23 protein-coding genes, 2 tRNA genes and 2 pseudogenes are annotated in these 24,193 nt (G+C 70.3%); 21 read left to right on the forward strand and 6 right to left on the reverse strand.

The features are described from left to right. From VF612_RS15550 to VF612_RS15575, 6 genes and pseudogenes are all read left to right on the forward strand, one after another. Window positions 1-140 (forward strand): annotated as a pseudogene (locus tag VF612_RS15550) (IS481 family transposase); the annotation flags it as partial. Window positions 141-149: 9 nt separating this feature from the next. After that, entirely contained in the window at window positions 150-1,586 is a 1,437-nt protein-coding gene (locus VF612_RS15555) for an amidase (RefSeq protein ID WP_408660763.1), read from the forward strand. An 86-nt stretch (window positions 1,587-1,672) separates the two neighbouring features. Further along, window positions 1,673-2,050 (forward strand): hypothetical protein, encoded by a 378-nt coding sequence (locus tag VF612_RS15560; protein ID WP_408660764.1) that lies wholly within the window; start codon window positions 1,673-1,675, stop codon window positions 2,048-2,050. Next, entirely contained in the window at window positions 2,040-2,582 is a 543-nt protein-coding gene (locus VF612_RS15565) for a DUF5130 family protein (RefSeq protein ID WP_408660765.1), read from the forward strand. The genes VF612_RS15560 and VF612_RS15565 overlap by 11 nt, the downstream gene beginning before the upstream one ends. Before the next feature lie 82 nt (window positions 2,583-2,664). After that, window positions 2,665-4,110, forward strand: coding sequence for an FAD-binding oxidoreductase (locus VF612_RS15570; protein WP_408660766.1), 1,446 nt, complete (start codon window positions 2,665-2,667; stop codon window positions 4,108-4,110). Beyond that, window positions 4,107-5,372: a class I SAM-dependent methyltransferase gene (locus VF612_RS15575; RefSeq protein ID WP_408660767.1), complete on the forward strand. Its 1,266-nt coding sequence runs from the start codon at window positions 4,107-4,109 to the stop codon at window positions 5,370-5,372. The genes VF612_RS15570 and VF612_RS15575 overlap by 4 nt, the downstream gene beginning before the upstream one ends. A gap of 225 nt (window positions 5,373-5,597) precedes the next feature. Here the strand turns inward: VF612_RS15575 and pepN are convergent, their stop codons facing one another. Then, entirely contained in the window at window positions 5,598-8,264 is a 2,667-nt protein-coding gene (gene pepN / locus VF612_RS15580; RefSeq protein WP_408660768.1) for an aminopeptidase N, read from the reverse strand. A gap of 120 nt (window positions 8,265-8,384) precedes the next feature. On the opposite strand from pepN, the gene VF612_RS15585 reads away from it, so the two are divergent. From VF612_RS15585 to VF612_RS15595, 3 genes are all read left to right on the forward strand, one after another. Further along, the gene (locus VF612_RS15585; RefSeq protein WP_408660769.1) at window positions 8,385-9,008 is read left to right on the forward strand and encodes a DsbA family protein; all 624 of its coding nucleotides are present in this window, start codon (window positions 8,385-8,387) and stop codon (window positions 9,006-9,008) included. 14 nt (window positions 9,009-9,022) lie between these two features. Beyond that, window positions 9,023-9,361 carry a DUF952 domain-containing protein gene (locus VF612_RS15590; protein WP_408660770.1) on the forward strand — a complete coding sequence of 113 codons (339 nt, stop codon included), beginning with the start codon at window positions 9,023-9,025 and terminating at the stop codon, window positions 9,359-9,361. Window positions 9,362-9,444: 83 nt separating this feature from the next. After that, complete coding sequence (locus VF612_RS15595; RefSeq protein ID WP_408660771.1) at window positions 9,445-9,906, forward strand: ribose-5-phosphate isomerase; 462 nt, start codon at window positions 9,445-9,447, stop codon at window positions 9,904-9,906. Between the two features lie 94 nt (window positions 9,907-10,000). On the opposite strand, the gene VF612_RS15600 is transcribed toward VF612_RS15595, so the two are convergent. Next, complete coding sequence (locus tag VF612_RS15600) at window positions 10,001-10,537, reverse strand: hypothetical protein (protein WP_408660772.1); 537 nt, start codon at window positions 10,535-10,537, stop codon at window positions 10,001-10,003. Between the two features lie 109 nt (window positions 10,538-10,646). Between VF612_RS15600 and VF612_RS15605 the strand changes: the two genes are divergently transcribed. Next, the gene (locus tag VF612_RS15605; protein ID WP_408660773.1) at window positions 10,647-11,786 is read left to right on the forward strand and encodes a PP2C family protein-serine/threonine phosphatase; all 1,140 of its coding nucleotides are present in this window, start codon (window positions 10,647-10,649) and stop codon (window positions 11,784-11,786) included. Window positions 11,787-11,795: 9 nt separating this feature from the next. On the opposite strand, the gene VF612_RS15610 is transcribed toward VF612_RS15605, so the two are convergent. Next, window positions 11,796-12,830, reverse strand: a complete 1,035-nt coding sequence (locus VF612_RS15610) for a phosphatase PAP2 family protein (protein ID WP_408660774.1) — start codon at window positions 12,828-12,830, stop codon at window positions 11,796-11,798. Between the two features lie 257 nt (window positions 12,831-13,087). Here VF612_RS15610 and VF612_RS15615 point away from each other — a divergent pair, with 257 nt between their 5' ends. From VF612_RS15615 to VF612_RS15635, 5 genes are all read left to right on the forward strand, one after another. Next, the gene (locus VF612_RS15615) at window positions 13,088-13,954 is read left to right on the forward strand and encodes a PhzF family phenazine biosynthesis protein (RefSeq protein ID WP_408660775.1); all 867 of its coding nucleotides are present in this window, start codon (window positions 13,088-13,090) and stop codon (window positions 13,952-13,954) included. Between the two features lie 140 nt (window positions 13,955-14,094). Continuing rightward, window positions 14,095-14,868, forward strand: a complete 774-nt coding sequence (locus VF612_RS15620; protein ID WP_408660776.1) for an ANTAR domain-containing protein — start codon at window positions 14,095-14,097, stop codon at window positions 14,866-14,868. A 97-nt stretch (window positions 14,869-14,965) separates the two neighbouring features. Beyond that, a complete protein-coding gene (locus tag VF612_RS15625; protein WP_408660777.1) occupies window positions 14,966-15,676 on the forward strand; it encodes an ANTAR domain-containing protein in 711 nt (236 codons plus the stop codon). A 17-nt stretch (window positions 15,677-15,693) separates the two neighbouring features. Continuing rightward, entirely contained in the window at window positions 15,694-15,927 is a 234-nt protein-coding gene (locus tag VF612_RS15630; protein ID WP_408660778.1) for a hypothetical protein, read from the forward strand. Between the two features lie 71 nt (window positions 15,928-15,998). Next, a complete protein-coding gene (locus VF612_RS15635) occupies window positions 15,999-16,211 on the forward strand; it encodes a hypothetical protein (RefSeq protein ID WP_408660779.1) in 213 nt (70 codons plus the stop codon). Window positions 16,212-16,236: 25 nt separating this feature from the next. Here the strand turns inward: VF612_RS15635 and VF612_RS15640 are convergent. Then, window positions 16,237-16,310 (reverse strand) — tRNA-Gly (locus VF612_RS15640). A 159-nt stretch (window positions 16,311-16,469) separates the two neighbouring features. Between VF612_RS15640 and VF612_RS15645 the strand changes: the two genes are divergently transcribed. The 6 genes from VF612_RS15645 (at window position 16,470) to VF612_RS15670 (ending at window position 22,332) form a co-directional block, all read left to right on the forward strand. Next, a tRNA-Pro gene (locus VF612_RS15645) sits at window positions 16,470-16,543 on the forward strand. Window positions 16,544-16,639: 96 nt separating this feature from the next. Beyond that, complete coding sequence (gene tig / locus VF612_RS15650; protein ID WP_408660780.1) at window positions 16,640-18,079, forward strand: trigger factor; 1,440 nt, start codon at window positions 16,640-16,642, stop codon at window positions 18,077-18,079. A 286-nt stretch (window positions 18,080-18,365) separates the two neighbouring features. After that, window positions 18,366-18,944, forward strand: coding sequence for an ATP-dependent Clp protease proteolytic subunit (locus tag VF612_RS15655; protein WP_408660785.1), 579 nt, complete (start codon window positions 18,366-18,368; stop codon window positions 18,942-18,944). A 12-nt stretch (window positions 18,945-18,956) separates the two neighbouring features. Beyond that, the gene (locus VF612_RS15660) at window positions 18,957-19,637 is read left to right on the forward strand and encodes an ATP-dependent Clp protease proteolytic subunit (RefSeq protein ID WP_408660781.1); all 681 of its coding nucleotides are present in this window, start codon (window positions 18,957-18,959) and stop codon (window positions 19,635-19,637) included. A 218-nt stretch (window positions 19,638-19,855) separates the two neighbouring features. Further along, complete coding sequence (gene clpX, locus VF612_RS15665) at window positions 19,856-21,139, forward strand: ATP-dependent Clp protease ATP-binding subunit ClpX (RefSeq protein ID WP_408660782.1); 1,284 nt, start codon at window positions 19,856-19,858, stop codon at window positions 21,137-21,139. 380 nt (window positions 21,140-21,519) lie between these two features. Next, window positions 21,520-22,332 (forward strand): serine protein kinase RIO, encoded by an 813-nt coding sequence (locus VF612_RS15670; RefSeq protein ID WP_408660783.1) that lies wholly within the window; start codon window positions 21,520-21,522, stop codon window positions 22,330-22,332. 163 nt (window positions 22,333-22,495) lie between these two features. On the opposite strand, the gene VF612_RS15675 is transcribed toward VF612_RS15670, so the two are convergent. After that, window positions 22,496-23,398 carry an endonuclease domain-containing protein gene (locus tag VF612_RS15675; protein WP_408660784.1) on the reverse strand — a complete coding sequence of 301 codons (903 nt, stop codon included), beginning with the start codon at window positions 23,396-23,398 and terminating at the stop codon, window positions 22,496-22,498. A 141-nt stretch (window positions 23,399-23,539) separates the two neighbouring features. After that, a pseudogene (locus tag VF612_RS15680) lies at window positions 23,540-24,193 on the reverse strand (hypothetical protein); the annotation flags it as partial.

Raw genomic sequence — 24,193 nt, forward strand, 5'->3', positions numbered from 1 at the left:
GCCCCTACCGCAGCGAAGCAGAACGCATCGCCGCCTTCTCGACCTGGCTACACACCTACAATCACCACCGCGGCCACACCGCCCTCGGCGGCGCGACACCAGCCAGCCGTGTCACCAACCTGTCAGGACAGAACAGCTAGCCTGCCCAGATGGCAGACCTGCACGACCTCAGCGCCCTGGACGCCGCCGCCGCCATCCGGCGCCGGGAGGTCAGCTCCTCGGAGCTGGTGGAGCACTACCTGGACCGGATCCACCGGCTGGACGGCCAGGTCGGCGCGTTCGTCACCGTCACCGAGGCCAGCGCTCGCGAGCAGGCCAGGCAGGCCGACGCGCAGGTGCTCGCCGGCGCCGAGCTGCCGCCGCTGCACGGCGTGCCGACGGCCATCAAGGACCTGAACCTCACCGCCGGGGTTCCCACCAAGCTCGGCTCCCGGGTGCACCGGGACTTCGTACCCGCTCTCGACGACCATGTCGTGACCCTGCTCCGGCAGGCCGGCGCCATCTCCCTCGGCAAGACCGCGACGCCCGAGCTCGGGCTGCCCTGCTACACCGAGACCGACATCGGGCCGCCGGCCCGGACGCCATGGGACACCGGCCGGCTCGCGGGCGGGTCCTCCGGCGGCGCGGCGGCAGCCGTGGCGGCCGGCTTCGTGCCGATCGCCCAGGGCTCCGACGGCGGCGGCTCGATCCGGATCCCGGCCAGCGTCACCGGCCTGTACGGCCTGAAGCCGTCCCGGGGCCGGATCTCGCGCGGGCCGCTGGACGCCGACTCCACCGGCCTGTCGGTGCTCGGCCCGCTGGCCCGGACCGTCCGCGACGCCGCGGCGTTCCTGGACGCCACCGCGATCCCGCAGCCGGGCGACTCGAGCTGGGCGCCGCCGCTGCCGGCCGGCGAGAGCTTCCTGCAGTGGTGTGACCGGACGCCGGCCAAGCTGCGGATCGGGCGCTACCTGCAGCCGCCGATCCCCGGCGCCGAGATCGACGTCGAGTGCCGGACGGCCTGGGAGTTCGCCAGCGTCCTGCTGGAGAGCCTCGGGCACGAGGTGGTCGACATCCCCCTGCCGATGCCGCCCGCGGCGATCCCGGCGTTCGAGACGGTGTGGTCGGTCTCGGCGGCCAGCGCCCCAGTGAGCCCGGCCCGCGAGTCGGAGTTGCGCCCGCTCACCCGCCACCTGCGCGATCGTGGCTCCCGGGTCAGCGCGACCGAGTACGCCACCGCGATCGGGGTGCTGGGCCTGGCAAGCCGGCAGGCGATCACCGCCACCGTCCAGTACGACGCGGTGCTTACCCCGACGCTGGCCATGCCGCCCCGGCCGATCGGCTGGTTCTGCGGAACCGCGGACGACCCGGTCGATCCGGCTGAGGACTTCGAGCGGCAGAAGCGGTTCACCCCGTTCACCGCGGTGTACAACGCCACCGGCCAGCCCGCGGCCAGCCTGCCGTTGCACTGGAGCGCCGACGGCCTGCCGGTCGGCGTGATGCTGGTCGGCAGGCCGGCGGGGGAGGCGGCCCTCCTGGCGCTGTCGGCGCAGGTCGAGGCCGCCGCGCCGTGGGCGGACCGGCACCCGGCGATGTGGGGAGCCTGAACGCTCGATACCGTGTGGGGGCAGGCAGCAGCCATCCGGCACCCTCGAAGGTGCGAAGAGGCTCGGCACCGGGCGGAGGAATGCGTATGAGCATCGTGCAGACGACACTGGTCTTCCTGGGCATCCCGGTCGCGGCCGTGCTGGTGGTCACCGCGCTGGTGTACGCCCGGGCCAACGACCGCACGCCGCGCTACCGGCCGGGCGGGCCGTGGCAGTTCAACCCGGTCTGGTACCTGCCGCATCCCGAGCACGCCGGGCCGGTGTCCAGCCTGCACTCTGCCGAGCAGAACCCGCATGCGTCCGCGCTCGACGGCGCCGGCCCCAGGCATGCCCTGCCCGGCCAGCATGCCCTGCCCGGCCAGCATGCCCTTGCCGGCCGGCATGCCCTTCCCGGTCAGGCGGTCCTTGCCGGCCAGGCGGCCGAACCGGTCACGGCGAGCGGAGGTGCCAGCGGTGAGTGGTGAGCAGCGGGCTTCGGCCGGCGCGACCAGCATGGACGCCCTGCGAGCCGAGCACGAGGACGCGGACTCCGGGCCGGTCAACCCGAACGACACCGGCGACCGGGCTCCGGGCCCCTACGACTCCGAGCCCCGGATCCAGGAGATGACCACCCGGCGGGCCACCCTGCTCAGCCCGGACCGGCCGTTCAAGCCGGCCCAGCTGGCCCGGATCGACGAGGCGCTGACGCTGGCCTCCCGCGAGACCGGCCTGCTGTTCAGCGTGTACGTCGGCGATCTCGGGCAGTCCAGCCGGGCCACCGCCGAGGCGATGTTCGCCACCCTGGCCGGCCGGCATCACGCCCCGGTGCTGGTCGCGATCTCGCCCGCGCAGCGCCGGCTGGAGATCGTCACCGGAGGCGAGTCCGCCCGCCGGATCCCGAACCGGATCGCCGGGCTGGCCGCCCTGGCGATGCGGGGCTCGTTCTCCAACGGCGACCTGACCGGCGGGATCGTCACCGGCCTGCGCCAGCTCGCCGACGCCGCCGGCCGCGGCTGACCGTCGGCCGGTTTCCGAGGGGCAACGACGCGCCTCGGAAATGTTTAGTTAGTCAAACATCTTCTCGATAGGCTTACCGGCGATGACTGCCACCCTGTCCGATCGGTCCTCGCACGTCCGGGCCGTCGCTGCGCTCACCGCGTCCTACGCCGCCATCGAGGAGGGGACGCCGGTCAGGCTGGCCAAGCGCACCTCGAACCTGTTCCGGCCGCGCGCCGACCAGGCGCCGGCGGGTCTGGACGTCAGCGGCCTGGACGGGGTGCTCGCGGTCGACCCGATCGCCCGCACCGCCGACGTGCAGGGCATGTGCACCTACGAGCGGCTGGTGGCCGAGTGCCTGCGGCACGGCCTGATGCCCAAGGTGGTGCCGCAGCTGAAGACCATCACCCTCGGCGGCGCGGTGACCGGGCTGGGCATCGAGTCCTCCTCCTTCCGCAACGGCCTGCCGCACGAGTCGGTCCTGGAGATGGATGTGCTGACCGGCGACGGCCGGCTGCTCACGGTCAGCCCCGCCCAGCACCCGGACCTGTTCCATGGCTTCCCGAACTCCTACGGCAGCCTCGGCTACGCCGTGCGGCTGCTCATCGAACTCGACCCGGTACGCGGGTTCGTCGGGCTGCGCAACGTCCGGTTCACCGACCTCGATGACCTGGCCGCAGCGGTCGGCCGGATCACCGCCGAGCGCAGCTGGGACGGCGAGCCGGTCGACTTCCTCGACGGGGTGGTCTTCAGCTCCGACCAGGCGTACCTGTGCCTGGGCAGCTGGGTCGACAGCCCGGCGGACGCCGGCGTGGAGTCCGCCGGCGATTACACCGGCCAGCAGATCTACTACCGCTCGATCGCGGCCCGCGAGCGGGACTGCCTGGCGGTCTCGGACTACCTGTGGCGCTGGGACACCGACTGGTTCTGGTGCTCGGGCGCCTTCGGTGTGCAGAACCCGGTGATCCGCCGGCTGTGGCCGGCCCGGTACCGGCGCAGCGACTTCTACCATCGGCTGATCTGGATCGACCACCGGTTCAAGGTGGCCGAGAAGATCGACCGGATCCGCCGGCAGCCGCCCCGGGAGCGGGTGGTGCAGGATGTCGAGATCCCGCTGGAGCAGACTGCGACCTTCCTGCGCTGGTTCGCGGGCAACGTCGGGATGTCGCCGGTCTGGCTCTGCCCGTTGATGCTGCGCGATCCCGCGGAGACCGAGGCCGAGGCCGCTGCCGGGCCGGATCCGGCCGCCGATCAACCGGCCAAGCCGTGGCCGCTGTACCCGCTGTCGCCGGGCCAGATCTACGTCAACGTCGGCTTCTGGGGCACTGTGCCGATCACCGACGGCAGGTCCGACGGCGACGTCAACCGGCTCATCGAGGCGGCGGTCGCCAAGCACGCCGGGCACAAATCCCTGTACTCCGACGCCTACTACGACCGGCAGACTTTTGCCGCGGTGTACGGCGGCGACGTCTATGCCGAGCTCAAGGACAGATACGATCCCGGCCACCGACTGACCGGGCTGTACGAGAAAGCGGTGGGACGCAGATGAAGATCGCCGATCTGGTGTCGATGCTGACCGTCGATGGCGCGCCGATGCGGTTCGAGGCCTATGACGGCAGCGCGTTCGGCCCGACGGACGCGCCGTTCACCCTGGAGCTGCTCAACGAGCGCGGGCTGCGCTACCTGGCCACCGCGCCGGGGGACCTGGGCCTGGCCCGCGCGTACGTGCAGGGCGACCTGCTGCTGCACGGGGCGCATCCGGGCGATCCGTACGAGGCGCTGCGGGTGCTCGGCGGCTGGCGGTTCCGCCGGCCGACGCCCAAGGAGGCGAGCGTCCTGCTGCGGGAGATGGGCTGGCGCAACCTGCTGCCGCCGGAGCCGCCCTCGCAGGAGTCGCTGCCGCGCTGGCGCCGGGTGGTGGAGGGGCTCCGGCACTCCCGCGACCGGGACGCCCAGGCGATCGGCAAGCACTACGACGTGTCGAACGAGTTCTACGAGAAGGTGCTGGGGCCGTCGATGGCCTACACCTGCGCGGTGTTCCCCAAGCCCGACGCCAGCCTGGAGGAGGCGCAGGAGGAGAAGTTCGACCTGGTGGCCCGCAAGCTGGGGCTGGAGCGGGGCATGCGGCTGCTCGACGTCGGCTGCGGCTGGGGCGGGATGGCCCGGCACGCGGCCGCCCACTACGGCGTGCAGGTGGTAGGGGTGACGCTGTCGGCGGCGCAGGCCCAGTGGGGCGCGGCGGCGGTGGAGCGGGACGGGCTGTCCGGCAAGGTGCAGATCCTGCACAGCGACTACCGCGACGCGCCGGGCTCGGACTACGACGCGGTCAGCTCGATCGGCCTGATGGAGCACGTCGGCGTCGGCAACTACCCCGCGTACTTCGCCTTCCTGCTGGACAAGCTGCGCGACGGCGGCCGGCTGCTCAACCACTGCATCACCCGTCCGGACAACAAGCAATCGCCGATGCCCGGTCACTTCATCGACCGCTACGTCTTTCCCGACGGCGAGCTGACCGGCTCCGGGCGCATCATCACCGAGGCGCAGAACGCCGGCCTCGAGGTGCGCCATGAGGAGAACCTGCGCGAGCACTACGCGCTGACCCTCAAGCACTGGTGCGCCAACCTGGTGCGCAACTGGGACGACTGCGTCGCCGATGTCGGCGAGCCCACCGCCCGGATCTGGGGCTTGTACATGGCCGGTTCCCGGTTGGGCTTCGAGACCAACGGCGTCCAGCTGCACCAGGTGCTGGCGGTCAAGACGTCCGACGCCGGCGACGCTATGTTCCCGCTGCGTCCGACCTGGGGTTCGTAGAACCGTGACCAACTTCAAGCCAGGTGATCGGATCCTCGTTCCGTGGGGTCCTGACAAAGTCGCGGGCACGGTGCTGAGCCTCTTCGGTCCTCCAAGTGCGCAGTACGCCCGCCTCGAACTCGAGTTTCCCAGCGACGACGAGGACTCGGAGTACAAGCTCCTTACGCTTCCCGTCGACCTACTCACGCGAGCGAGCGCCGCGTAACCCTGTGAGCCCTGGCTGCGTCAGCCGGCGGCGGTGTCCACCGCGCGGGCCGCGACGGCCCGGGCGACCTCCGAGCGGCCCTCGCTGATCAGCCGCTGCAGGGCGGCCGGCCGGCTGGTGTCGGCCAGGAACTCGTCGGCCAGCCGCAGCGTCTCGGAGTCGATGGCGCTGGACCAGTTCGGGAACAGGCCGATCACCATGAACTTGGCCGTCTCGGTGGAGAGCCGGTCCCAGAGCCCGTCCGCCTCCTTGAAGAAGCGGGTGGTGTACGACGTCAGCAGCTCCGGCCGCCACCGATCGCGGAAGCCCTCCATCACCGCACGGCGCATGGCGGTGCTCAGCTCGGAGTTGTCGACCATCAGCGTCCAGGCCGCGGCCTTGGCCTCGGCGGTGGGGATCCGGGCCCGGGCGGTCGCCGCGTGCCGGGCGCCGGCCGCGGACGGGTCGGCCGCCGCGGCATCGGCGATCTCGGCCTCGCCGGCCCGGCCGTTGGCCACCAGCGAGCGCAGGATCAGCCAGCGCAGGTCGGTGTCCACCGCCAGGCCTTCCAGCTGCTGCTCGCCGGAGAGCAGCCCGGCCGCGAAGTCGAGCTGCTCCTCGGTGCCGGCCGAGTTGAGCAGCGCGTGCACCCAGGCCAGCTGGTGGTCCGACCCCGGGACGGCGGCGCGGGCGTTGGCCAGCGCCAGGTCAGCGAACCGGACCCGGGCCGCCTGCGCCCAGTCCTGGTCGGCGTACATCTCCAGCGCCTGCAGCGCGTACTTGGTGACCGACTGCACCACGCTGATCGTCGATTCGCTGCCGGCGGCGTCGGTCACCAGCGCGATGTAGTGCCGGGCGGCCAGCTGGGCGTCGCGCACCATCTCCCAGGCCGCCGACCAGCACAGCGTGCGGGCGAGGGAGTCCTGCAGCGCGGCCAGCCCGCCGTGCCGCAGGGTGTGCAGGCTGTGCGGGTCCAGCCGGAGCTTGCAGTAGGTCAGGTCATCGTCGTTGAGCAGCACCAGATCCGGCCGCTGCTGCCCGACCAGCTCGGCGATCGGGGTCCGCTCGCCGTCGACGTCCACCTCGGCCCGGTGCACGCGCACCAGCGCGCCGGCATCGTCATAGCTGTACAGGCCGATCGCCAGCCGGTGCGGGCGCACGGTGTTGTCCGACGAGGTGTCGCGCGGCGCGTCCTGGCAGACGGCGAACGAGCTGAACCTGCCCTCGGAATCGAGCTCGAGCTCCGGCGACAGGGTGCTGATGCCGCTGGTCTCCAGCCACACCTTCGCCCAGTCCGACAGCTCCCGTCCGGACGTGGCGTTCAGGGTGGCGAGCAGGTCGCCGAGGGTGGTGTTGGAGTAGGCGTGCTCGGCGAAGTACTGCCGGATCCCGGCCAGGAACTGCGGCAGCCCGACGTAGGCCACCAGCTGCTTGAGGACGCTGGCGCCCTTGGCGTAGGTGATGCCGTCGAAGTTCACCTCGACGGCCTCGGCATCTTCGATCTCACAGGCGATCGGATGGGTCGACGGGAACTGGTCCTGCCGGTAGGCCCAGGTCTTCTCCGTATTGGCGAACGTGGTCCAGATGCCGGGCCACTTGGTGGCCTCGGACTGGGCCATGTTGGCCGCCCACTCGGCGAACGACTCGTTCAGCCAGAGGTCGTCGAACCACCGCATCGTGACCAGGTCGCCGAACCACATGTGCGCCATCTCGTGCAGCACGGTGGTGGCCCGGCGTTCCCGGCGCTCGTCGGTGACCCGGCTGGTGAAGACGTAGTCCTCCGACATGGTCACGCAGCCGGCGTTCTCCATGGCGCCGGAGTTGAACTCCGGGACGCAGAGCTGGTCGTACTTGCCGAAGGCGTAGCGGTAGCCGAAGTGCCGGTGGTACCAGTCGAAACCCTGCTTGGTGATGGTGAACAGCTCGTCGGTGTCGAAGTGCTCGGCGAGGGAGTTGCGGCAGTACAGCCCCAGGTCGATGCCGTCGTGATGGTCGGTGGCCTGGAAGAACGGGCCGGCGACCAGCGCGGTGATGTAGGTGCTCATCCGCGGCGTGGTGGCGAAGTGCGTCGTCCGCATCTGCCGCCCGTCCTCGGCGTCCTTGACCGCGGTCACGGCGCCGTTGGACACCACCTTCCAGTGCGCGGGCGCCGTCACGTGCAGGGTGAAGCTGGCCTTCAGGTCGGGCTGGTCGAAGCAGGCGTACATCCGCTTGGCGTCGGTGGTCTCGAACTGGCTGTACAGGTAGACCTCGTTGTCGATGGGGTCGACGAACCGGTGCAGGCCCTGGCCGTTGGTGGTGTAGAGCAGGTCGGCGTCCACCACCGCCACGTTGTGCTCGGCGAGGTCCGGCAGCACGATGCCGTCGGCCGGCTCGTACCCGCTGACGTCGACCGGCTGGCCGTTCAGGCTGACCTCGTGGAAGCGCTCGGCGACCACGTCGAGGAAGGTCGAGGCGCCCGGGATGGCGGCGGTGAACCTGATCGTGGTTCGGGAGCGGAACGTCCGCTCACTCGGGCCGCCGCTGGCGTCGGTGAGGTCCAGCAGCACGTCGTAGCTCTCGACCCGCAGCAGCCGGGCGCGGTGCCGGGCGTCCTCGCGCGTCAGGTTCGGCACCCGGACGGTGTTGGCATCGATCCGGTAGGTGTCGATGTCGCCGGCCGGCTCGCCGGAAGGCTGGCCGGAAGACAGTGGACGCACACTGGACACGGAATGCCGCTCCTTGAGAGGTGGTTGTCGCTTCAGACGTGGTGATGCAGGGCAGGGAGCATCGCCCGGACGCTCATGAAGGCATTCTTTCACAACGATCGAGACGTAAGGGGCAGCATTATGGCGACTGACATCGAGCAGAGCCGGGCGAAGGTGGACTTCTGGTTCGATCCCGCGTGCCCATTCGCATGGATCACCTCCCGGTGGATCCTGGAGGTGGAGAAGCACCGCGACATCGACCTGGACTTCCACGTGATGTCGCTGTCGGTGCTCAACAAGGACCGGGACCTGCCGGAGAACTACCGCGCGATGATGGATCAGGCGTGGGGGGCGGTCCGGGTCGCCATCGCCGCCGAGCAGCACAGCGGCACCGCGAGCCTGCGCGCGCTCTACACCGCGCTCGGCACCCGGCGGCACGACCAGGAGCGCACCCTGGACCGGGAGGCGATCGTCGAGGCGCTGGCCGAGGCCGGCCTGCCGGAGTCGCTTGCCGACGCGGCGGACTCGCAGGACTACGACGACGCCCTGATCAAGTCCCATCACGCGGGCATGGACGCAGTCGGCATGGAGGTCGGCACGCCGGTGATCCACGTGGACGGGGTGGCCTTCTTCGGCCCGGTGCTGACCCGGATCCCGCGCGGCGAGGATGCCCTCACGATCTGGGACGGCACCCGGCTGCTGGCCGGCTACCCCTACTTCTTCGAGCTGAAGCGCACCCGCACCGAAGCGCCCCGGTTCGACTGACCCCGGCGGGACGCATGTCGCGGATCTTCCACATCGTGGCCGAGCCGGACTGGCGGGCTGCCTGCGCGCAGGGCAGCTACCGTCCTCCGTCGCTGGAGCAGGAGGGCTTCGTGCACTTCTCCTACCGCGACCAGGTCGCCAGGACCGCCAACGCCAGGTTCCGGGACCGGACCGACCTGCTGGTGGTCGAGGTCGACCCGGAGCGGCTGGCGCAGCCGGTGGTGGACGAAGACCTCTACGGCTCGGACGAGGAGTTCCCGCACGTCTACGGCGCGATCCCGACCAGCGCGGCGGTGGCCGAGCACCGGTTGGACCGCGGGCCCGACGGCGAGTTCGGCTTCCAGCCCGGGTGAGGTTCGGCTTCCGGCCCGGGTGAGGTCGCCGCTGCGAGCACCCCGGCATCCTCGGTTGCCGGGATGCTGGCACGATTGGCCGCATGCGGGTTTACCTGGGCAGTGACCATGCCGGATTCGAGCTCAAGGCGGTGCTGGCCGCGCACCTGGGCGACGCAGGGCACGACGTCGTCGACTGCGGGCCGGACAGCTACGAGCCCGAGGACGACTACCCGCCGTACTGCATCGACACCGCGCAGCGGGTCGTCGCCGATCCGGGCAGCCTGGGCATCGTGCTCGGCGGTTCGGGCAACGGCGAGCAGATCGCGGCCAACAAGGTCACCGGGGCGCGCGCGGCGCTGGGCTACGACCTGCCGACGGCGATCCTGGCCAGGCAGCACAACGACGCCAACGTGCTCGGCCTAGGCGCCCGGATGCACAGCCAGGAGGCCGCGGTCTCGATCGCGGACGCCTTCGTCAACACCGCCTTCTCCGAAGACCCCCGGCACATCCGGCGGATCGGCATGCTGACCGCCTACGAGCAAACCGGCGCGCTGCCCGGCTGAGGTCGCTCAGCCTTCTGGCTGAGCTGGGGTCACTCAGCCTTCTGGGGGAGCCGTTCGGCTGGGATAGTTCAGCCTGCTGGTCCGCTCGGGTCGCTCAGCCCTCCGGTGGCTGCCATTGCCGCCGTACCACGACCACGGTCCGCTCGGCGGCGGCCAGGTCCTCCGCCGTCGGCCGGGCGACGTCCCGGGCCCGCAGCGCGCCGCCGATCCCTACCTGGGACGGGGTGCTGCCGGCGAGCTCCCGCCAACCCCGCTCGGAGTCGCGGCCGTGGTGGCGTCCTGCGTCGTTGCGGCCGGCGTCGTCCTGGCGGCCTGCCCTGTCCTGGCGGCCGCCCTTGTCCTGGCGGCCCGCCTTGCCCCGGCGTCCTGGCTCGTCCCGGCGTCCTGACTCGTCCCGGCGGTCGGGTTGGTCTCGGCGGCCCGGCTCGTCCCGGCGGCTGGCGCCCGGCTCGCCCGACGGACGCGCGACCGCGGCGGGCTGACCGCCGGATGACGGCTCGTCACCGGCCGCGACGGCAGCCGGATCACCGGCCGCGGAGGCAGCCCGGTTCTCGGCCACCGCGCCTGGCTCAGCTCCCGGCCGGCGGGGGCGGCGCCGTCGCCGGCGCGGCCGGTCCTGGGCTTCGGTCATGGGGCCATCCTGCCCGAACGGTCACAGCTGGCGAAAGCGGACACGGTGCGTAACGGATCGATACCGCTTCGCTACCGGCAGCGTTGCCGCTCAGTACGGTGTGACCACCATGACCTCGGCAGCCACCAACCGCCTGCGCGGCCTCTCCAGTCGGCTGCGCGCCAGCGCCAAGGGCCCTTCCGAACGGATGGCAGCGGCGTCGGCGGTGCTCGTCCTGCTGCTGGGCGCCGGCTGGTCGTTGCTGGCCCAGAACATCCAGATCGAGGTCGCGGTGGTGGTCAGCACCGTCGTGGTCCTGTCCTCGCTGGCGCTGCGGCTGCGCCGGCTGCTGATGCTGCTCGCCGTTGCGGCGCTCTGCCTCGGCGTCGCGCTGATGCAGGAAGGCCAGCCGGGCCGGTTGTCGACCTCGGGGCTGGCGATGGCGCTGGTGGCCGCTCTGGTCGCGGTGGCGCAGACCCGCCGCCGGGATCGGCTCGGGCTGCGGCAGTTGAGCGCCGAAACGGTCCTCGGCCTGATCCGGGACCGGGCGCTGGTGCAGGCGCTACCGCCGACGGTGCCGGCCGGCTGGTTGGTGGAGATCCAGCAGCGGCCGGCGGACGGGGCAGCTCTCTCGGGGGACTTCGTCGCCAACCGGCTGGTGACCCGGGGCTCCAGCCAGGTGCTGCATCTGGCCGTCATCGACGTCGCCGGCTGCGGCATCGCCGCGGGGCCGCGCGCCCTGTTGCTCTCCGGGGCGGTGGGCGGGCTGCTCGGCTCGGTGCCGGCTGAGCAGTTCCTGGCGGCCACCAACGACTACCTGGCCCGGCAGCAGTGGTCGGTCGGGCTCGCCTCGGCGATCTATGTCGAGCTGGATCTCGGCAGTGGCGAGTACGGCATCCGGGTGGCCGGCCACCCACCGGCCCTGCACTTCCGGCCCACCCAGTCGCCGCCCTGGCGGACGTCGCCCGCGGCCGGGACGGTGCTGGGCGTGCTGCCAGCCCTGACCGGAGTGCTCGACCGGGACGTCCTGCAGCCAGGGGAGGCCCTGTTCCTCTACACCGATGGCGTGGTGGAGGACCGCGCCAGTGGCCTCGACGCGGGTACCCGGCGGCTGATGGACGGCGTGGAAGCGCTGGCCGGCGCGGCCCCCGGCGGGCTGGCCCGAGCGCTGATCGACCGGGTCCCCGAGCGGGCCGACGACGACCGGACGCTGGTGCTGATCCAGCGCCAGCCGGTCCCGGCCAGAGCGGTGACGGGCGCCGCGGCCTAGGGCAATCGGTCAGGGATCGCGGCGGGACGGCACCAGCTCGCCGTCGCTGGCATCGAGTGTCTTCGGCCGCGTCAGGTTGGCCGGCTGCGTCAGGTTGGCCGGCTGCGTCACGGCTGCGGGTCGGTCGCCGTCCTGGTGATCGCGGCGGCGATGCCCGAGGCCGAGCGGAAGGCCGCGCAGCACAAGGCCGAGCGGAATGCCTAGCCCGAGGCCGCGTCCCGCCGGAAGATCGCGTCCCGCCGGAAGATCGCGACGAGCCGGAAGATCGCGACGAGCGGGGAAGCGGTGGGCGATCGCCAGCGTCACCAGGGCGATCAGGCCGCCGGCCAGCAGGTCGAGCAGGTAGTGGTTGCCGGTCACCACGACCACCACCCCGGTGATCACCGGGTAGCACAGCCACAGCCGGCGCAGCGTCTGTGAACGGACCAGCCGGTGCGCCACCAGCGCCGTCCACACCGCCCAGGCCAGGTGCAGCGAGGGAAAGGCCCCGAACTGGTCGGCGGTCACCGGGCCGCCGTGGGTGGGTCCGAAGCCGGCGTTGGCCACCGAGTCGACGAAGCCGTGGCCAGGCAGGAACCGGGGCGGCGCGACGGGGTAGAGCAGGAAGATGACCAGGCCGAAGACGTTGGTCAGCACCAGCGCGTTGCGGGCCCGGCGGTAGCTCTGGGCCCGCCGCCACCAGCACCACACCAGCGCGCTGAGGGTGACCGACAGGTGCGCGAACTGGTACCAGTAACTGGCCAGCAGCGACAGCGCGGTCTGCTGGGTGGTCCACAGGTTCGCCGAGAGCTCGATGTCGATGTGCAGCCAGCGCTCCAGATCGAGCAGCTGCCGGCCGTGCCGCAGCGCCGCGACCTCGCGGACCTCCGCGCGCCCCCGCACCATGTCGTAGGCCCACAGCAACAGCAGCACCACGACCAGCTCGCCGATGATCCGGGGCCGCCGGACCCGTGTGGTGCCGGCACGGCCTGCCGGCTGCGGCGCCCCGCTGCTCGGACCTGCCTCGACCAGATTGCGGTACGAGCTCATGCCGTATTCGAACACGTCTGGATCGCTTTCATGGCCACCGACGCCCCCTCGCTCAGGCGACGATGTCGCAGCAGCTGCCATGGCACGCCGGAACGGCCCGCGCTGCTGCCCGGCTCCCCGCACGCCGGCCCGAAGATTGTCGCAGAGGTGGGTGACAGTACGTCAATCAGGAATGTGCCGGCTGAGGTTAGGGTGCAGTCTCTGGCCGAGGAGGCGCGGATGACCGATGTGCGACGGGCGCAGAGGCCGGGATCGCCCGGAAGGCCGGGCCGATGAGCGCCCCGCCCGACGTCGCGGTGCTGCGGCTGAACGCCTTCACCCGGGACGGCGAGGGCGGCAACCCGGCCGGCGTGGTGCTCGATGCCGGGAGGCTGACCGATGCCGACATGCTCGCCATCGCCGCGGACGTCGGCTATTCCGAGACGGCCTTCGTGCTGGACGGCCCACCGGCCCCCGACCGGCGCCGCTACACCGTGCGCTACTTCGCCCCGCAGGCCGAGGTGCCGTTCTGCGGCCATGCCACGGTGGCGCTCGGCGCCGCCCTGGGCCAGGCGCTGGGTCCGGGCGACCTGGTCCTGGACACCGCCGCCGGCGCCGTCCCGGTGACCACCGGCCAGCGCTCCTCCGGCGAGTGGTGGGCCAGGCTGGCCTCGGTGGAGGCCCGGCAGCAGCCGGCCGGGCAGGCGATCCTGCAGCAGGCGCTGGACTGCTTCGGCTGGTCGGCGCAGGTGCTCGATCCGGGCCTGCCGCCCGCGGTGTGCTACGCCGGGGCCTGGCACCTGGTCCTGGGCCTGGCCGAGCGCGACACCCTGGAGCGGATGAGCTACGACTTCGCGGCGCTGCGGCAGCTGTGCGTCGAGCAGGGCTGGGCCACGGTGAGCCTGGTCTTCCGGATCAGCCCGCAGGAGCACCTGGCCCGCAACCCGTTCCCGCTCGGCGGCGTGGTCGAGGACCCGGCGACCGGCGCGGCGGCCGCGGCCTACGGCGGCTACCTCCGGGCGCTCGGGATCCTGCAGCCGCCGGCCCGGTTCCGGATCGAGCAGGGGACCCAGATCGGACGACCCTGCGAGCTGATCGTGGAGCTGCCGGCCGGGCTATCCTCGGTGTGGGTCACCGGGGCGGTCACGTCGATCGACTAGCCGCCGCGCTCCTCGTGCGGAATCAGCGGCGCCAGAGAAGTCAATCGGCGTCGAGAAGGAGTACCTTCTGCGCACGGATACACTTGGGATTCTGCTGAACCCAGCGCTGGGCCGGCACTATGAGAGAGCGAGCCCTCGCGATGACGCTGTCTGAATCGACTTGGACCCCGCAATCCGCGGCGCAGTTGGCGGAGCTGGCGGAGGCGTTCGCCGAGCTGGGTCGCGACCTGATGTCCGAGCGCGGCCTGGACAGCACCCTTGGCCTCATCAGCCGCCGCAGCGTGACGCTGATACCGAGCGCTCAGGACGCGGCGGTCAGCCGCGGCCGGCGGGGGGTGTTCGAGACCGTCGGACAGACCAGCGAGTTGCCGCTGGGGGTCGATCAGCTCCAGTACGACCTCGGCAGCGGTCCGTGCGTCGACGCGGCGCTCGAGCAGAAGGTCTACCGGACCGGTGAGCTGGCGGCCGATCCGCGGTGGCCGGAGTTCGGCCGGCGGGCGGCGGCCGAGCACGGCATCCACAGCATGCTCTCGACCCGGCTGTTCCTGGAGAACGACGACCTGGTCGCCGCCCTGAACCTGTACTCCGCGATGCCCGATGCCTTCGAGGAGTCCGACGAGACCGTGGCGCTGATGCTGGCCACGCACGCCTCGGGCGCGATGGTCAGCGCCCAGCTTCAGGAGCAGGTGCACCACCTCGAGCGTGCGCTGCAGAGCAATCGCGGGATCGGCATCGCGATCGGGGTGCTGATGAATCAGTACAAGATCACCAAGGAGCAGGCCTTCGACCTGCTGCGGTTGGCCAGCCAACACGGGCACCGCAAGCTGGTGGATGTCGCACTGGACGTGACCGAGACCGGTACTCTGGAGTTGCCGCCGTTGCCCAACCGTTCCAATGTTCGGTCACCTGGCTAGACGGAGGTTGTGCCGGGGCTTGCTTCGGTCGTGGCAGAGCATCCCGCACTGTGGTGATTTATTGCGATCAAGAACCGTATCGGCTAGAGGGATTGCAGTGAATACACATGAGCAGTGGAGCGAGCTGCTACGTGCTGTTTCGCAACCGGCTGCCTATCCGGCGCTGGACGTGTTGCTTCGCCAAGCAGTCGAGCTCGGCTCGCAGCTGACACCGGAGGCAGTCAGCTGCAGCATCACCGAGCTCGCAGGCGGCGACGAATACCACACGCCGGTCTATTCCGATCAGCTCGCCCTGGACCTGGACAACGCGCACTACGAAGCCGGCGACGGTCCGTGCATGGCGGCTGCCCGTGACCAGCAACGCCAATACTTCGACGCGGCGACTGACACCAAGCGGTTCCCCGGGTTCGCCGAGGCGGCTATCGACCGGGGGGTCCGCAGCTCGATCTCCCTGCCGCTGCCCTCTTCGCGGCGGTCCGCGGCCCTCAACCTCTACGCCTCCTCGCGGTACGCCTTCGACGCGGAGCGGCCGCGGGCAGTCGCCGACCTGCTGGCCCGGTGCGTGGCGGTGCTGATGACTCCGTCCGACACCGACCTCCTGCCGCCAGAGGCGACCGTGGCCGAGGACAAGCTTCACGCTGCGCGGGCACGCGCCCAGCTGATCGATCGCGCCGAGGCGGCCCTGACGGCGCAGCAAGCGCTGAGCCGCCAGGACGCGCTCACCACGTTGATCCGGAGGTCGCGGGCTGAAGCCCGAAGCATCTTCGAGGTCGCCCGCGAGGTGGTCGAGGCGGAGAAGACGCTATGACCGCGACGGAGTCCGGCATGAGCCTGGAGGACGGCATGCGGCTGTCCGGTATGAGCTACCCGGAACTGTGGCTGCGCCACATCTCGCTCAGTGGCGCCATCGGTGAGATGGAGCTCGAGGCCTACGTGCTCGGGCTACTGGTGCCCGATGACTATCAGCACAACATGATCGCGCAGGCGCTCAACGAATACTTCATCGAACTGGGCCAGGATCTTCCGGTCGGTTACCGCGACACCGCGACCGCCGGGTAGCGCGCAGACGCGACCGGCCCGCATGACCGGCAAGCAATGCCGGAGCAGTTCACCGAGAGGCAGCGTCAGAGATGACCGACCCACAGCAGTCCCACCCCGCCGAGGACAGCGCCGAGAGCCAGCCGGCCGAGCAGGATGTCACCGAACGCAGGCCCGGCGGCTCCGACGATCTCGGCGGCCCGGCAAGCACCCTCGGTAGCGGAGTGGAGAACGCCCTGACCGGCGAGCAGGCCGACGAGGACGACCAGGGCAGCGCGTCGACGTCGCCCCAGCCACGCGGATAGCCGGCGCCACCGGAGCAGAGCGCGCTGGAGCGGGTGACGGGAATCGAACCCGCACAATCAGTTTGGAAGACTGAGACTCTGCCATTGAGCTACACCCGCAACGCTGGCGAATCAGGCGGAATCGGACTCTTAGTGGCACCGGTTCCGACGGCTGACTCACAAGTGCCCCGACAGCCTAGCGTGTGCCAGGGGCCTGATCTAACACCCGTACACTGGCCGATCGGTACGTGTGCCAGGCCAGCCGGCATGGTCAGGTACCGGGGTGTAGCGCAGCTTGGTAGCGCACTCGCTTTGGGAGCGAGGGGCCGCAGGTTCAAATCCTGTCACCCCGACGAGCTTGACCGCACGTATCCGCCACGCACGACGACCGACCCGGGCGCCATCGCCCGATACCGCTGAGTTACCTGCCGAGGAGCGAAGAGCACACCGTGAAGAGCAGCGTCGAAAACCTGAGCCCGACCCGTGTGAAGCTCGCCGTCGAGGTGCCCTTCGACGAGCTGAAGCCCAGCCTGGACGAGGCGTACAAGGCCATCGGCTCACAGGTCAGGGTGCCCGGCTTCCGTCCCGGCAAGGTGCCCGCCCGGATCATCGACCAGCGGATCGGACGGGCCGCCGTGCTGGAGGAGGCCATCAACAAGGCGCTGCCCAAGGCCTACTCCGACGCGGTGCGCGAGACCGGCGTCAAGGCGCTCGGCCAGCCCGAGATCGAGGTCACCGACCTGCAGGACAACGACCACATCGCCTTCACCGCGGAGGTGGACGTCCGCCCGGAGATCACCGTCGCCGGCTATGACGGGCTGGCGGTCACCGTCGCCGACGCCGGGGTCACCGACGAGGAGATCGCCCAGCAGTTCGAGGAGCTGCGGGCCCGGTTCGGCACCCTCAAGGGCGTCGACCGCGAGGTGCGCGCCGGCGACTTCGTCTCCCTGGACCTGGCCGCCATGGTGGACGGCGCCGAGGTCGAGGGCGGCTCGGCCCAGGGGCTGTCCTACGAGGTCGGCTCCGGCAACCTGATCGAAGGTCTGGACGAGGTGATCCTCGGCAAGTCGGCCGGCGACACCGCGACCTTCTCCTCCACGCTGGCCTTCGGCGAGCACGCGGGCTCGGCCGCCGAGATCACCGTCGTGGTCAACTCGGTCAAGGAGCGCGAGCTGCCCGAGCCCGACGACGAGTTCGCCCAGCTGGCCTCGGAGTTCGACACCGTCTCCGAGCTCAAGGCGGACCTGCGCGAACGGCTGGACCGGGTCAAGGTGCTCGGCCAGGGCGCCGAGGCCAGGGACAAGGTCCTGGAGCTGCTGGTGGCCCAGACCGAGGTGCCGCTGCCGGAGTCCGCGGTGCAGGCCGAGATCGACTGGCGCCAGCACGATGTGGTGCACCAGCTCGGCCATGACGACGCGGCCTTCGAGCGGTACCTGGAGACCGAGGGCAAGACCAAGGACGAGTTCACCGCGGAGCTGCGCGAGGTGGCGGAGAAGGCGGTGAAGACCCAGTTCATCCTGGACTCGATCGCCGACGCCGAGGCGGTCTCGGTCTCCGACGCCGAGCTGACCGAGTACATCGTCCGACAGGCACAGCGCTACAACATGGCGCCGCAGGAGTTCGCCGACCAGATCGTGCAGGCCGGCAACATCGCCGCGCTGGTCGCCGACGTGCGCCGCAACAAGGCGCTGGCCTCCGTCCTGGAGTCGGCGAGCGTCACCGATGCCTCCGGCAACCCGGTGGACCTGTCCTCGCTGTCGACCCCGCAGGGCCAGGCGGAGCTGGACGAGATCGAGGATGCCGCCGAGGCCGCCGAGCAGGCAGCCGCAGCCTCCAGCGCCGGGGCCGACGTGGCTGAGGAGCAGTCCGGCCGGCCGGAGGGCCAGTAGCCGGCAGGGCAGCCCCCTCCGGCGCCGAGCATGGCGGGCGTCGCTGGCCTGCGACGCCACGCTCACGCCGGACCGGGTTTGATGCCCTGAGCGAACGGTGCTGCCCGGAGGCACTGTCTGTCGGGTCGGGCCATTAGGGTCGAGGCAGATCCACTTATGACGGAAAGGAACGCCAGTGAGCCCCTTTGACGCCCAGCGCGGCCAGCACGCCGGGTTCGACCGTGCCGGCGCCAGCGCTCGGTCGGAGCCGATCCGGATTCTCGAGGCCCGCAGTCCCGGCGCCGGCATGAACCTCAACGACTCGATCTACGACCGGCTGCTGCGTGACCGGATCATCTTCCTCGGCCAGGTGGTCGACGACGAGATCGCCAACCGGCTCTGCGCGCAGCTGCTCCTGCTCTCGGCCGAGGACTCCAGCCGCGACATCAACCTGTACATCAACTCCCCGGGCGGCTCGGTCACGGCCGGCATGGCGATCTTCGACACCATGCAGTTCGTCGAGTGCGACGTGGCCACCTATGCCCTGGGGATGGCTGCCTCGATGGGGCAGTTCCTGCTCTCGGCCGGCCAGCGCGGCAAGCGCTACGCCCTGCCGCACGCGCGGATCATGATGCACCAGCCCTCGGCCGGCATCGGCGGCACCGCCTCCGACATCGCGATCCAGGCCGAGCAGTTCAGGCTCACCAAGGCCGAGATGGCCCGGCTCATCGCCGACCACACCGGCCAGACGGTCGAGCAGATCCAGGCCGACTCCGAGCGCGACCGCTGGTTCACCGCCCAGCAGGCGCTGGAGTACGGATTCGTCGACCACGTGGTCAGCCGGGTAGCTCAGATGAGCAACGGCTCTGCCCCCGCGCCGGCCTAAAGGAGACCACCCATGAGCGAGCTCTACACCCCCGGCGCCGCCGGCTGGACCACCCCGGCAGGGCGGGGGACGAGCCACGGCCGGATGCCGTCCAGCCGGTACGTGCTGCCGTCCTTCGTCGAGCGCACCAACTACGGGATGAAGGAATCCAACCCGTACAACAAGCTGTTCGAGGAGCGCATCATCTTCCTCGGCGCGCCGATCGACGACGTGGTCGCCAACGACGTGATCGCCCAGCTGATCTGCCTGGAGTCCACCGATCCCGACCGCGACATCCTGATCTACATCAACTCCCCGGGCGGCTCGTTCACGGCGCTGACCGCGATCTACGACACCATGAGCTACGTGCGTCCCGAGATCCAGACCTACTGCATGGGCCAGGCCGCCTCGGCCGCCGCGGTCCTGCTGGCGGCCGGAACCAAGGGCAAGCGCTTCGCCCTGGAGCACTCCCGGGTGCTCATCCACCAGCCCTCCGGCGAGGGCCAGGGGCAGGTCACCGATCTGGAGATCCAGGCGAACGAGATCCTGCGGATGCGTGGCCTGCTGGAGGAGATCCTGGCCAACCACACCGGCCAGACCATCGAGCAGGTCAAGCTCGACATCGAACGTGATCGAATTCTCACCGCGCCGCAGGCCAAGGATTACGGCATCGTGGATGCTGTGATCACGACCCGCAAGCTCAGCAACGACTGATCTGCTGGTTGGCGGCGCGCCTGCCGATGTAGTCAGGAGGCGTTCCAACCAGCTCACCGGTCGCCGAGGCGTTCGGCGGCCGGGCAAAGGGGACACGCAGCTAAAGGAGCGACTTCTAGCCCCGTACGGGGTAGCGTCTGAACCGGCGCTGCTCCGTGTGGACCAGCTAGAGGCCGCAAGTCCATAAGGGTAGGGCTGGAGAGTAAGGAGTACCTCGGGTGGCGCGTGTAGGTGACGGTGGCGACCTGCTCAAGTGTTCTTTCTGTGGAAAGAGCCAGAAGCAGGTCAAGAAGCTGATCGCTGGCCCCGGTGTCTACATCTGCGACGAGTGCATCGACCTCTGCAACGAGATCATCGAAGAGGAGCTGTCGGAGAACACCGAGTTCAGCTTCGACGAGCTTCCCAAGCCCAGCGAGATCTGCGAGTTCCTCAACTCCTACGTGGTCGGCCAGGACCAGGCCAAGCGCACGCTGGCGGTCGCCGTCTACAACCACTACAAGCGGGTGCAGGCCGGCGGTGAGAGCACCGGCAAGCGGTCGGAGTCCAACGTCGAGCTGGCCAAGTCCAACATCCTGCTGCTCGGCCCGACCGGCTCGGGCAAGACCCTGCTGGCCCAGACCCTGGCGCGGATGCTGAACGTCCCGTTCGCGATCGCCGACGCGACGGCGCTGACCGAGGCCGGGTATGTGGGCGAGGACGTCGAGAACATCCTGCTGAAGCTGATCCAGGCCGCCGACTATGACGTCAAGCGGGCCGAGACCGGCATCATCTACATCGACGAGGTCGACAAGATCGCCCGCAAGTCCGAGAACCCCTCGATCACCCGTGACGTCTCCGGCGAGGGCGTGCAGCAGGCGCTGCTGAAGATCCTGGAGGGCACCTCCGCCGCGGTCCCGCCGCAGGGCGGCCGCAAGCACCCGCACCAGGAGTTCATCCAGATCGACACCACCAACGTGCTGTTCATCGTCGGCGGCGCCTTCGCCGGCCTGGACAAGATCATCGAGGGCCGGGTGGGCAAGAAGGGCCTGGGCTTCGGCGCCGAGCTGAAGACCAAGTTCGAGATCGACACCCGGGACGGCTTCGCCGATGTGATGCCCGAGGACCTGATGAAGTTCGGGCTGATCCCGGAGTTCATCGGCCGGCTGCCGGTGATCACCACCGTCCGGCCGCTGGACCGGGCCGCCCTGATCGAGATCCTGACCGAGCCGAAGAACGCCCTGGTCAAGCAGTACGCCCGGCTGTTCGAGCTGGACGGCGTGGAGCTGGAGTTCGCCGACGATGCCCTGGAGGCCATCGCCGACCAGGCCGTCAAGCGGGGGACCGGCGCCCGTGGGCTGCGCGCGATCATGGAGGAAGTGCTGCTGTCGGTGATGTACGAGGTGCCGTCCCGCGAGGACGTCGCCAAGGTGGTCATCACCGCCGAGACGGTGCTCGAGCACGTGTACCCCACCCTCGTTCCCCGGGCCGAGATGCCGGCCCCGCCGCAGGAGAAGTCCGCCTGAGGCCCTGCCCGTCCTAGGTCGGGTGCTCGGGTTCACTCAGTTGCGTGTTTAATCGGTTGCTCGGCGCGCCCCGGTGCGTCATAGTCGTTGTCACTGCCGCGGACCCGCTGGTCCGTTCGTTCTCGAATGAAGGAGGCGTCGAAGTGTCCACCACGGTCCTGGGACTTTCCACGTCCCCTGCTGTCTTCGAGGCGCCCCGCTAGGTCGAACCGGCTGGCTGCCTCGCCATTCGAGGAGCCATCACCTTGTCGCACGACCCGCTTACCTCTGTTTTTCCGTCCGATTCTGCCCTTTCTTCCGACCCCGATTTCGCGTCCGATCCTGCTTTCGCGTCCGACGCGGCCTCTGCGCATGCCGCGCCACCGGCGGCGTCCGCAGCGGTGTTCGACTTCCGCTATCTCGAGGATCCCGGCGAGGGGCAGCGCTGGTCCACCTGGTCCTCGGTCATCAAGGGCGCCCGCGGCCCACATCCGAGGCCCTCCTGGGTGGTCACGTCCGAGGCTGCCATCGACACCGAGCTCGGCGTGCTCAAGACCGGCAAGGAGGCCGACGTCTTCCTGATCGAACGCGCCGTCCCCGGCAACCCCGACCAGTCCTCGATCCTGGCCGCCAAGCGCTACCGCGACCGCGAGCACCGCAACTTCCACCGTGACGCCGGCTACCTGGAAGGCCGCTCGGTGCGCCGCAGCCGTGACCAGCGGGCCATGGAGTCACGCAGCCGGTACGGGTTGCAGGTGCTCGCCGGGCAGTGGGCGATAGCTGAGTTCAGCGCGCTGTGCCAGCTGTGGACGCTGGGCGTTCCGGTGCCCTACCCGGTGCAGGTCGACGGCACCGAGATCCTGATGGAGTTCATCGGCAGCGGCCGGCTCGCCGCGCCCCGGCTCGCGCAGATCCGGGCCGGACGCGCGGAGCTCACCGGTTACTTCGATCAGCTGGCCGACGCCATGCGGGCGATGGCGGCCAACGGGCAGGCGCACGGGGACCTGTCGGCCTACAACGTGCTCGTCGACGACGGCCGGGTGGTGCTGATCGACCTGCCGCAGGTGGTGGACGTGGTGTCCAATCCGAACGGGATGCAGTACCTGCAGCGGGACTGCCGCAACATCTGCGCCTGGTTCACCTCGCACGGCTACCCCTGTGATCCGGAGGAGCTGTTCGGCGAGCTGGTCGGGCTGGCCTTCGCCAGGTTCTAGCCGGGCCGGCAGTGCGGGCATCAGCGCAGGGGCGACGCAGGCTGGGCGGCGGTCGTGGTGGGACCCGAGTCGCCCTGCCGCCGGGAGCCTGGTCGGTCGTTGGCCGCTGAGCAGGGCCCAGATCGGCGTGTCGCCCTGCCCGGCGGCCACCGATGAGCCGCCTTCAGCCGGTCCGTCGGGACCGCAGAACGGCTGCGATGTCGCGCCGGCACCCCGGCACGTCGGTGGTCAGCCGTTGGTGGGACAACCTGACGGTTTGCCAACCGAGGGTGGCCAGCTCAAGATCCCTGCGAATGTCACGTTCCCACTGGTCCCGGCCGGCGTGATAGGCACGGCCGTCCAACTCGACCGCCAGCTTCTCAGCTTCGAACCCAAGGTCGATTCGAAAGACACCGTGGCGGGTCCTGAGAGGCAGCTGCCAGCGGGCGTGCCGGAATTCGGGACGGTTGAACACTGCTTGGTAGCCCCACAGCTCAAGTTCGCTCTCGCAGCCCCCTTCCAGGAGCCGCAGCAATTCCACCAGCCTTGCTCTGCCCTTCAGCTTGGGATGGACGTCGAGCTGTGCGCCGATCTCAGCCGGGAGGATCATTCGCTGCCGACTGGCCTTGATCAGCGGAGCGCGCTGTTCGGCGCCGCGTAGCAAGGGCCACGCCTGCATCAGTGCCTCAGCTAGTCCGGTCGTCGGCAAGCCGGTAGCAAGCGATCTGACAAGCGCCGATCGAGTGCGGTGCACCACCAGCCGACCCGGGACGCCGCGTGGATGCCGGGGCGCATTGCTGGTGATATGGATCGGCTGGCCTGGGCAGGCTCCGACAAGGCCGAACCGTGCCAAGGCGGTGGTGTGGCTGAGCAAGGATGAGGCGCCGCAGCTACGGACCGCGGCGATCTGCTGGATGGTGGGGTCATCCGCCATCCAGGACCGGCTATAGACCCGCGGAAAGATCGCGGTGAGTTCGCCTCGCCGCACCTCGTGATCGACAACTGCCCGGCCCGCCCGGGCGACGAGAGCGGACCGGGTAGCGGCGCCGCCATGACGCGCCAGCACATCATCCACTTCTGATCGCACTCAGCCAGGATGGACGGGTTTCTTGCCCCTGCGCTGGCTCCTGAGAAGCTGTGGACGCACGATGCCTTCATCCACAGTCGGACCTCTTCTGGACCAGGTGCTTCATTCTCGATCTAGCCCGGCGCCGGTGATCGCTGGCCGCTAGGCAGGTGGGTGGACGGCGTGTCGCCCTGCTCCGCGGCCAATGATCGCGAAATCGCGGTCGACGGGCAGCACGGCGGACGCCGGGGCTTCGCTGACAGCCGGCACTGAGTCGGCGGACGTCAGCAGCCGACGAGCCAGCCCGATCGGGACGAGCGCCCCGAGCAGGCCGGCCAGCACGAAGATCTGCCGGGGCCCGAGAACGGTGGCAAGCAGCCCACCCAGCAGCATGGCGCCCACCTGGCCCGCCGAGGCCAGGCCGCCGACGATCGCCGCCACCCGTCCCCGGACCGCTTCGGCGGTGCGGATGCCGATCAGCGAGCCGGTGGCCAGGTTCAGCAGCCCGTTGCAGGCGCCGCCGGCCAGCACCGCAGGCAGCGCCCAGGCCGCCGCGGGCGCCACGCCCATCCCGACCAGCCCCAGCGCCAGCCCGATCGCGCTGGCCAGCGCCAACCGCAGCAGGCTGCGCTGGCCGCTGGGGCCGCCACCGAACCGACTGCCCAGCAGCGCCCCGATCAGCACGCCGACCCCCCAGCCGCTGCCGAGCACGCCGTACCAGATCGCGCTGGCGTGCATCACCTCCCGCACCAGGAACACCTCGATGACGTTGACCATGCCGCCGAGCAGGATGAACACGCTGAGCATCGCCACCAG

Origin of the sequence: Jatrophihabitans sp. (assembly GCF_036388195.1) — a bacterium.
In the GTDB taxonomy this organism is placed as follows: domain Bacteria; phylum Actinomycetota; class Actinomycetes; order Mycobacteriales; family Jatrophihabitantaceae; genus Jatrophihabitans_A.

Coding starts and splice junctions, on each gene's coding strand:
- VF612_RS15555 (WP_408660763.1), top strand. CDS start 150: ATGGCAGACCTGCACGACCTCAGCGCCCTGGACGCCGCCGCCGCCATC.
- VF612_RS15560 (WP_408660764.1), top strand. CDS start 1,673: ATGAGCATCGTGCAGACGACACTGGTCTTCCTGGGCATCCCGGTCGCG.
- VF612_RS15570 (WP_408660766.1), top strand. CDS start 2,665: ATGACTGCCACCCTGTCCGATCGGTCCTCGCACGTCCGGGCCGTCGCT.
- VF612_RS15575 (WP_408660767.1), top strand. CDS start 4,107: ATGAAGATCGCCGATCTGGTGTCGATGCTGACCGTCGATGGCGCGCCG.
- VF612_RS15585 (WP_408660769.1), top strand. CDS start 8,385: ATGGCGACTGACATCGAGCAGAGCCGGGCGAAGGTGGACTTCTGGTTC.
- VF612_RS15590 (WP_408660770.1), top strand. CDS start 9,023: ATGTCGCGGATCTTCCACATCGTGGCCGAGCCGGACTGGCGGGCTGCC.
- VF612_RS15595 (WP_408660771.1), top strand. CDS start 9,445: ATGCGGGTTTACCTGGGCAGTGACCATGCCGGATTCGAGCTCAAGGCG.
- VF612_RS15600 (WP_408660772.1), bottom strand. CDS start 10,537: ATGACCGAAGCCCAGGACCGGCCGCGCCGGCGACGGCGCCGCCCCCGC.
- VF612_RS15605 (WP_408660773.1), top strand. CDS start 10,647: ATGACCTCGGCAGCCACCAACCGCCTGCGCGGCCTCTCCAGTCGGCTG.
- VF612_RS15615 (WP_408660775.1), top strand. CDS start 13,088: ATGAGCGCCCCGCCCGACGTCGCGGTGCTGCGGCTGAACGCCTTCACC.
- VF612_RS15620 (WP_408660776.1), top strand. CDS start 14,095: ATGACGCTGTCTGAATCGACTTGGACCCCGCAATCCGCGGCGCAGTTG.
- VF612_RS15630 (WP_408660778.1), top strand. CDS start 15,694: ATGAGCCTGGAGGACGGCATGCGGCTGTCCGGTATGAGCTACCCGGAA.
- VF612_RS15635 (WP_408660779.1), top strand. CDS start 15,999: ATGACCGACCCACAGCAGTCCCACCCCGCCGAGGACAGCGCCGAGAGC.
- VF612_RS15655 (WP_408660785.1), top strand. CDS start 18,366: ATGAACCTCAACGACTCGATCTACGACCGGCTGCTGCGTGACCGGATC.
- VF612_RS15660 (WP_408660781.1), top strand. CDS start 18,957: ATGAGCGAGCTCTACACCCCCGGCGCCGCCGGCTGGACCACCCCGGCA.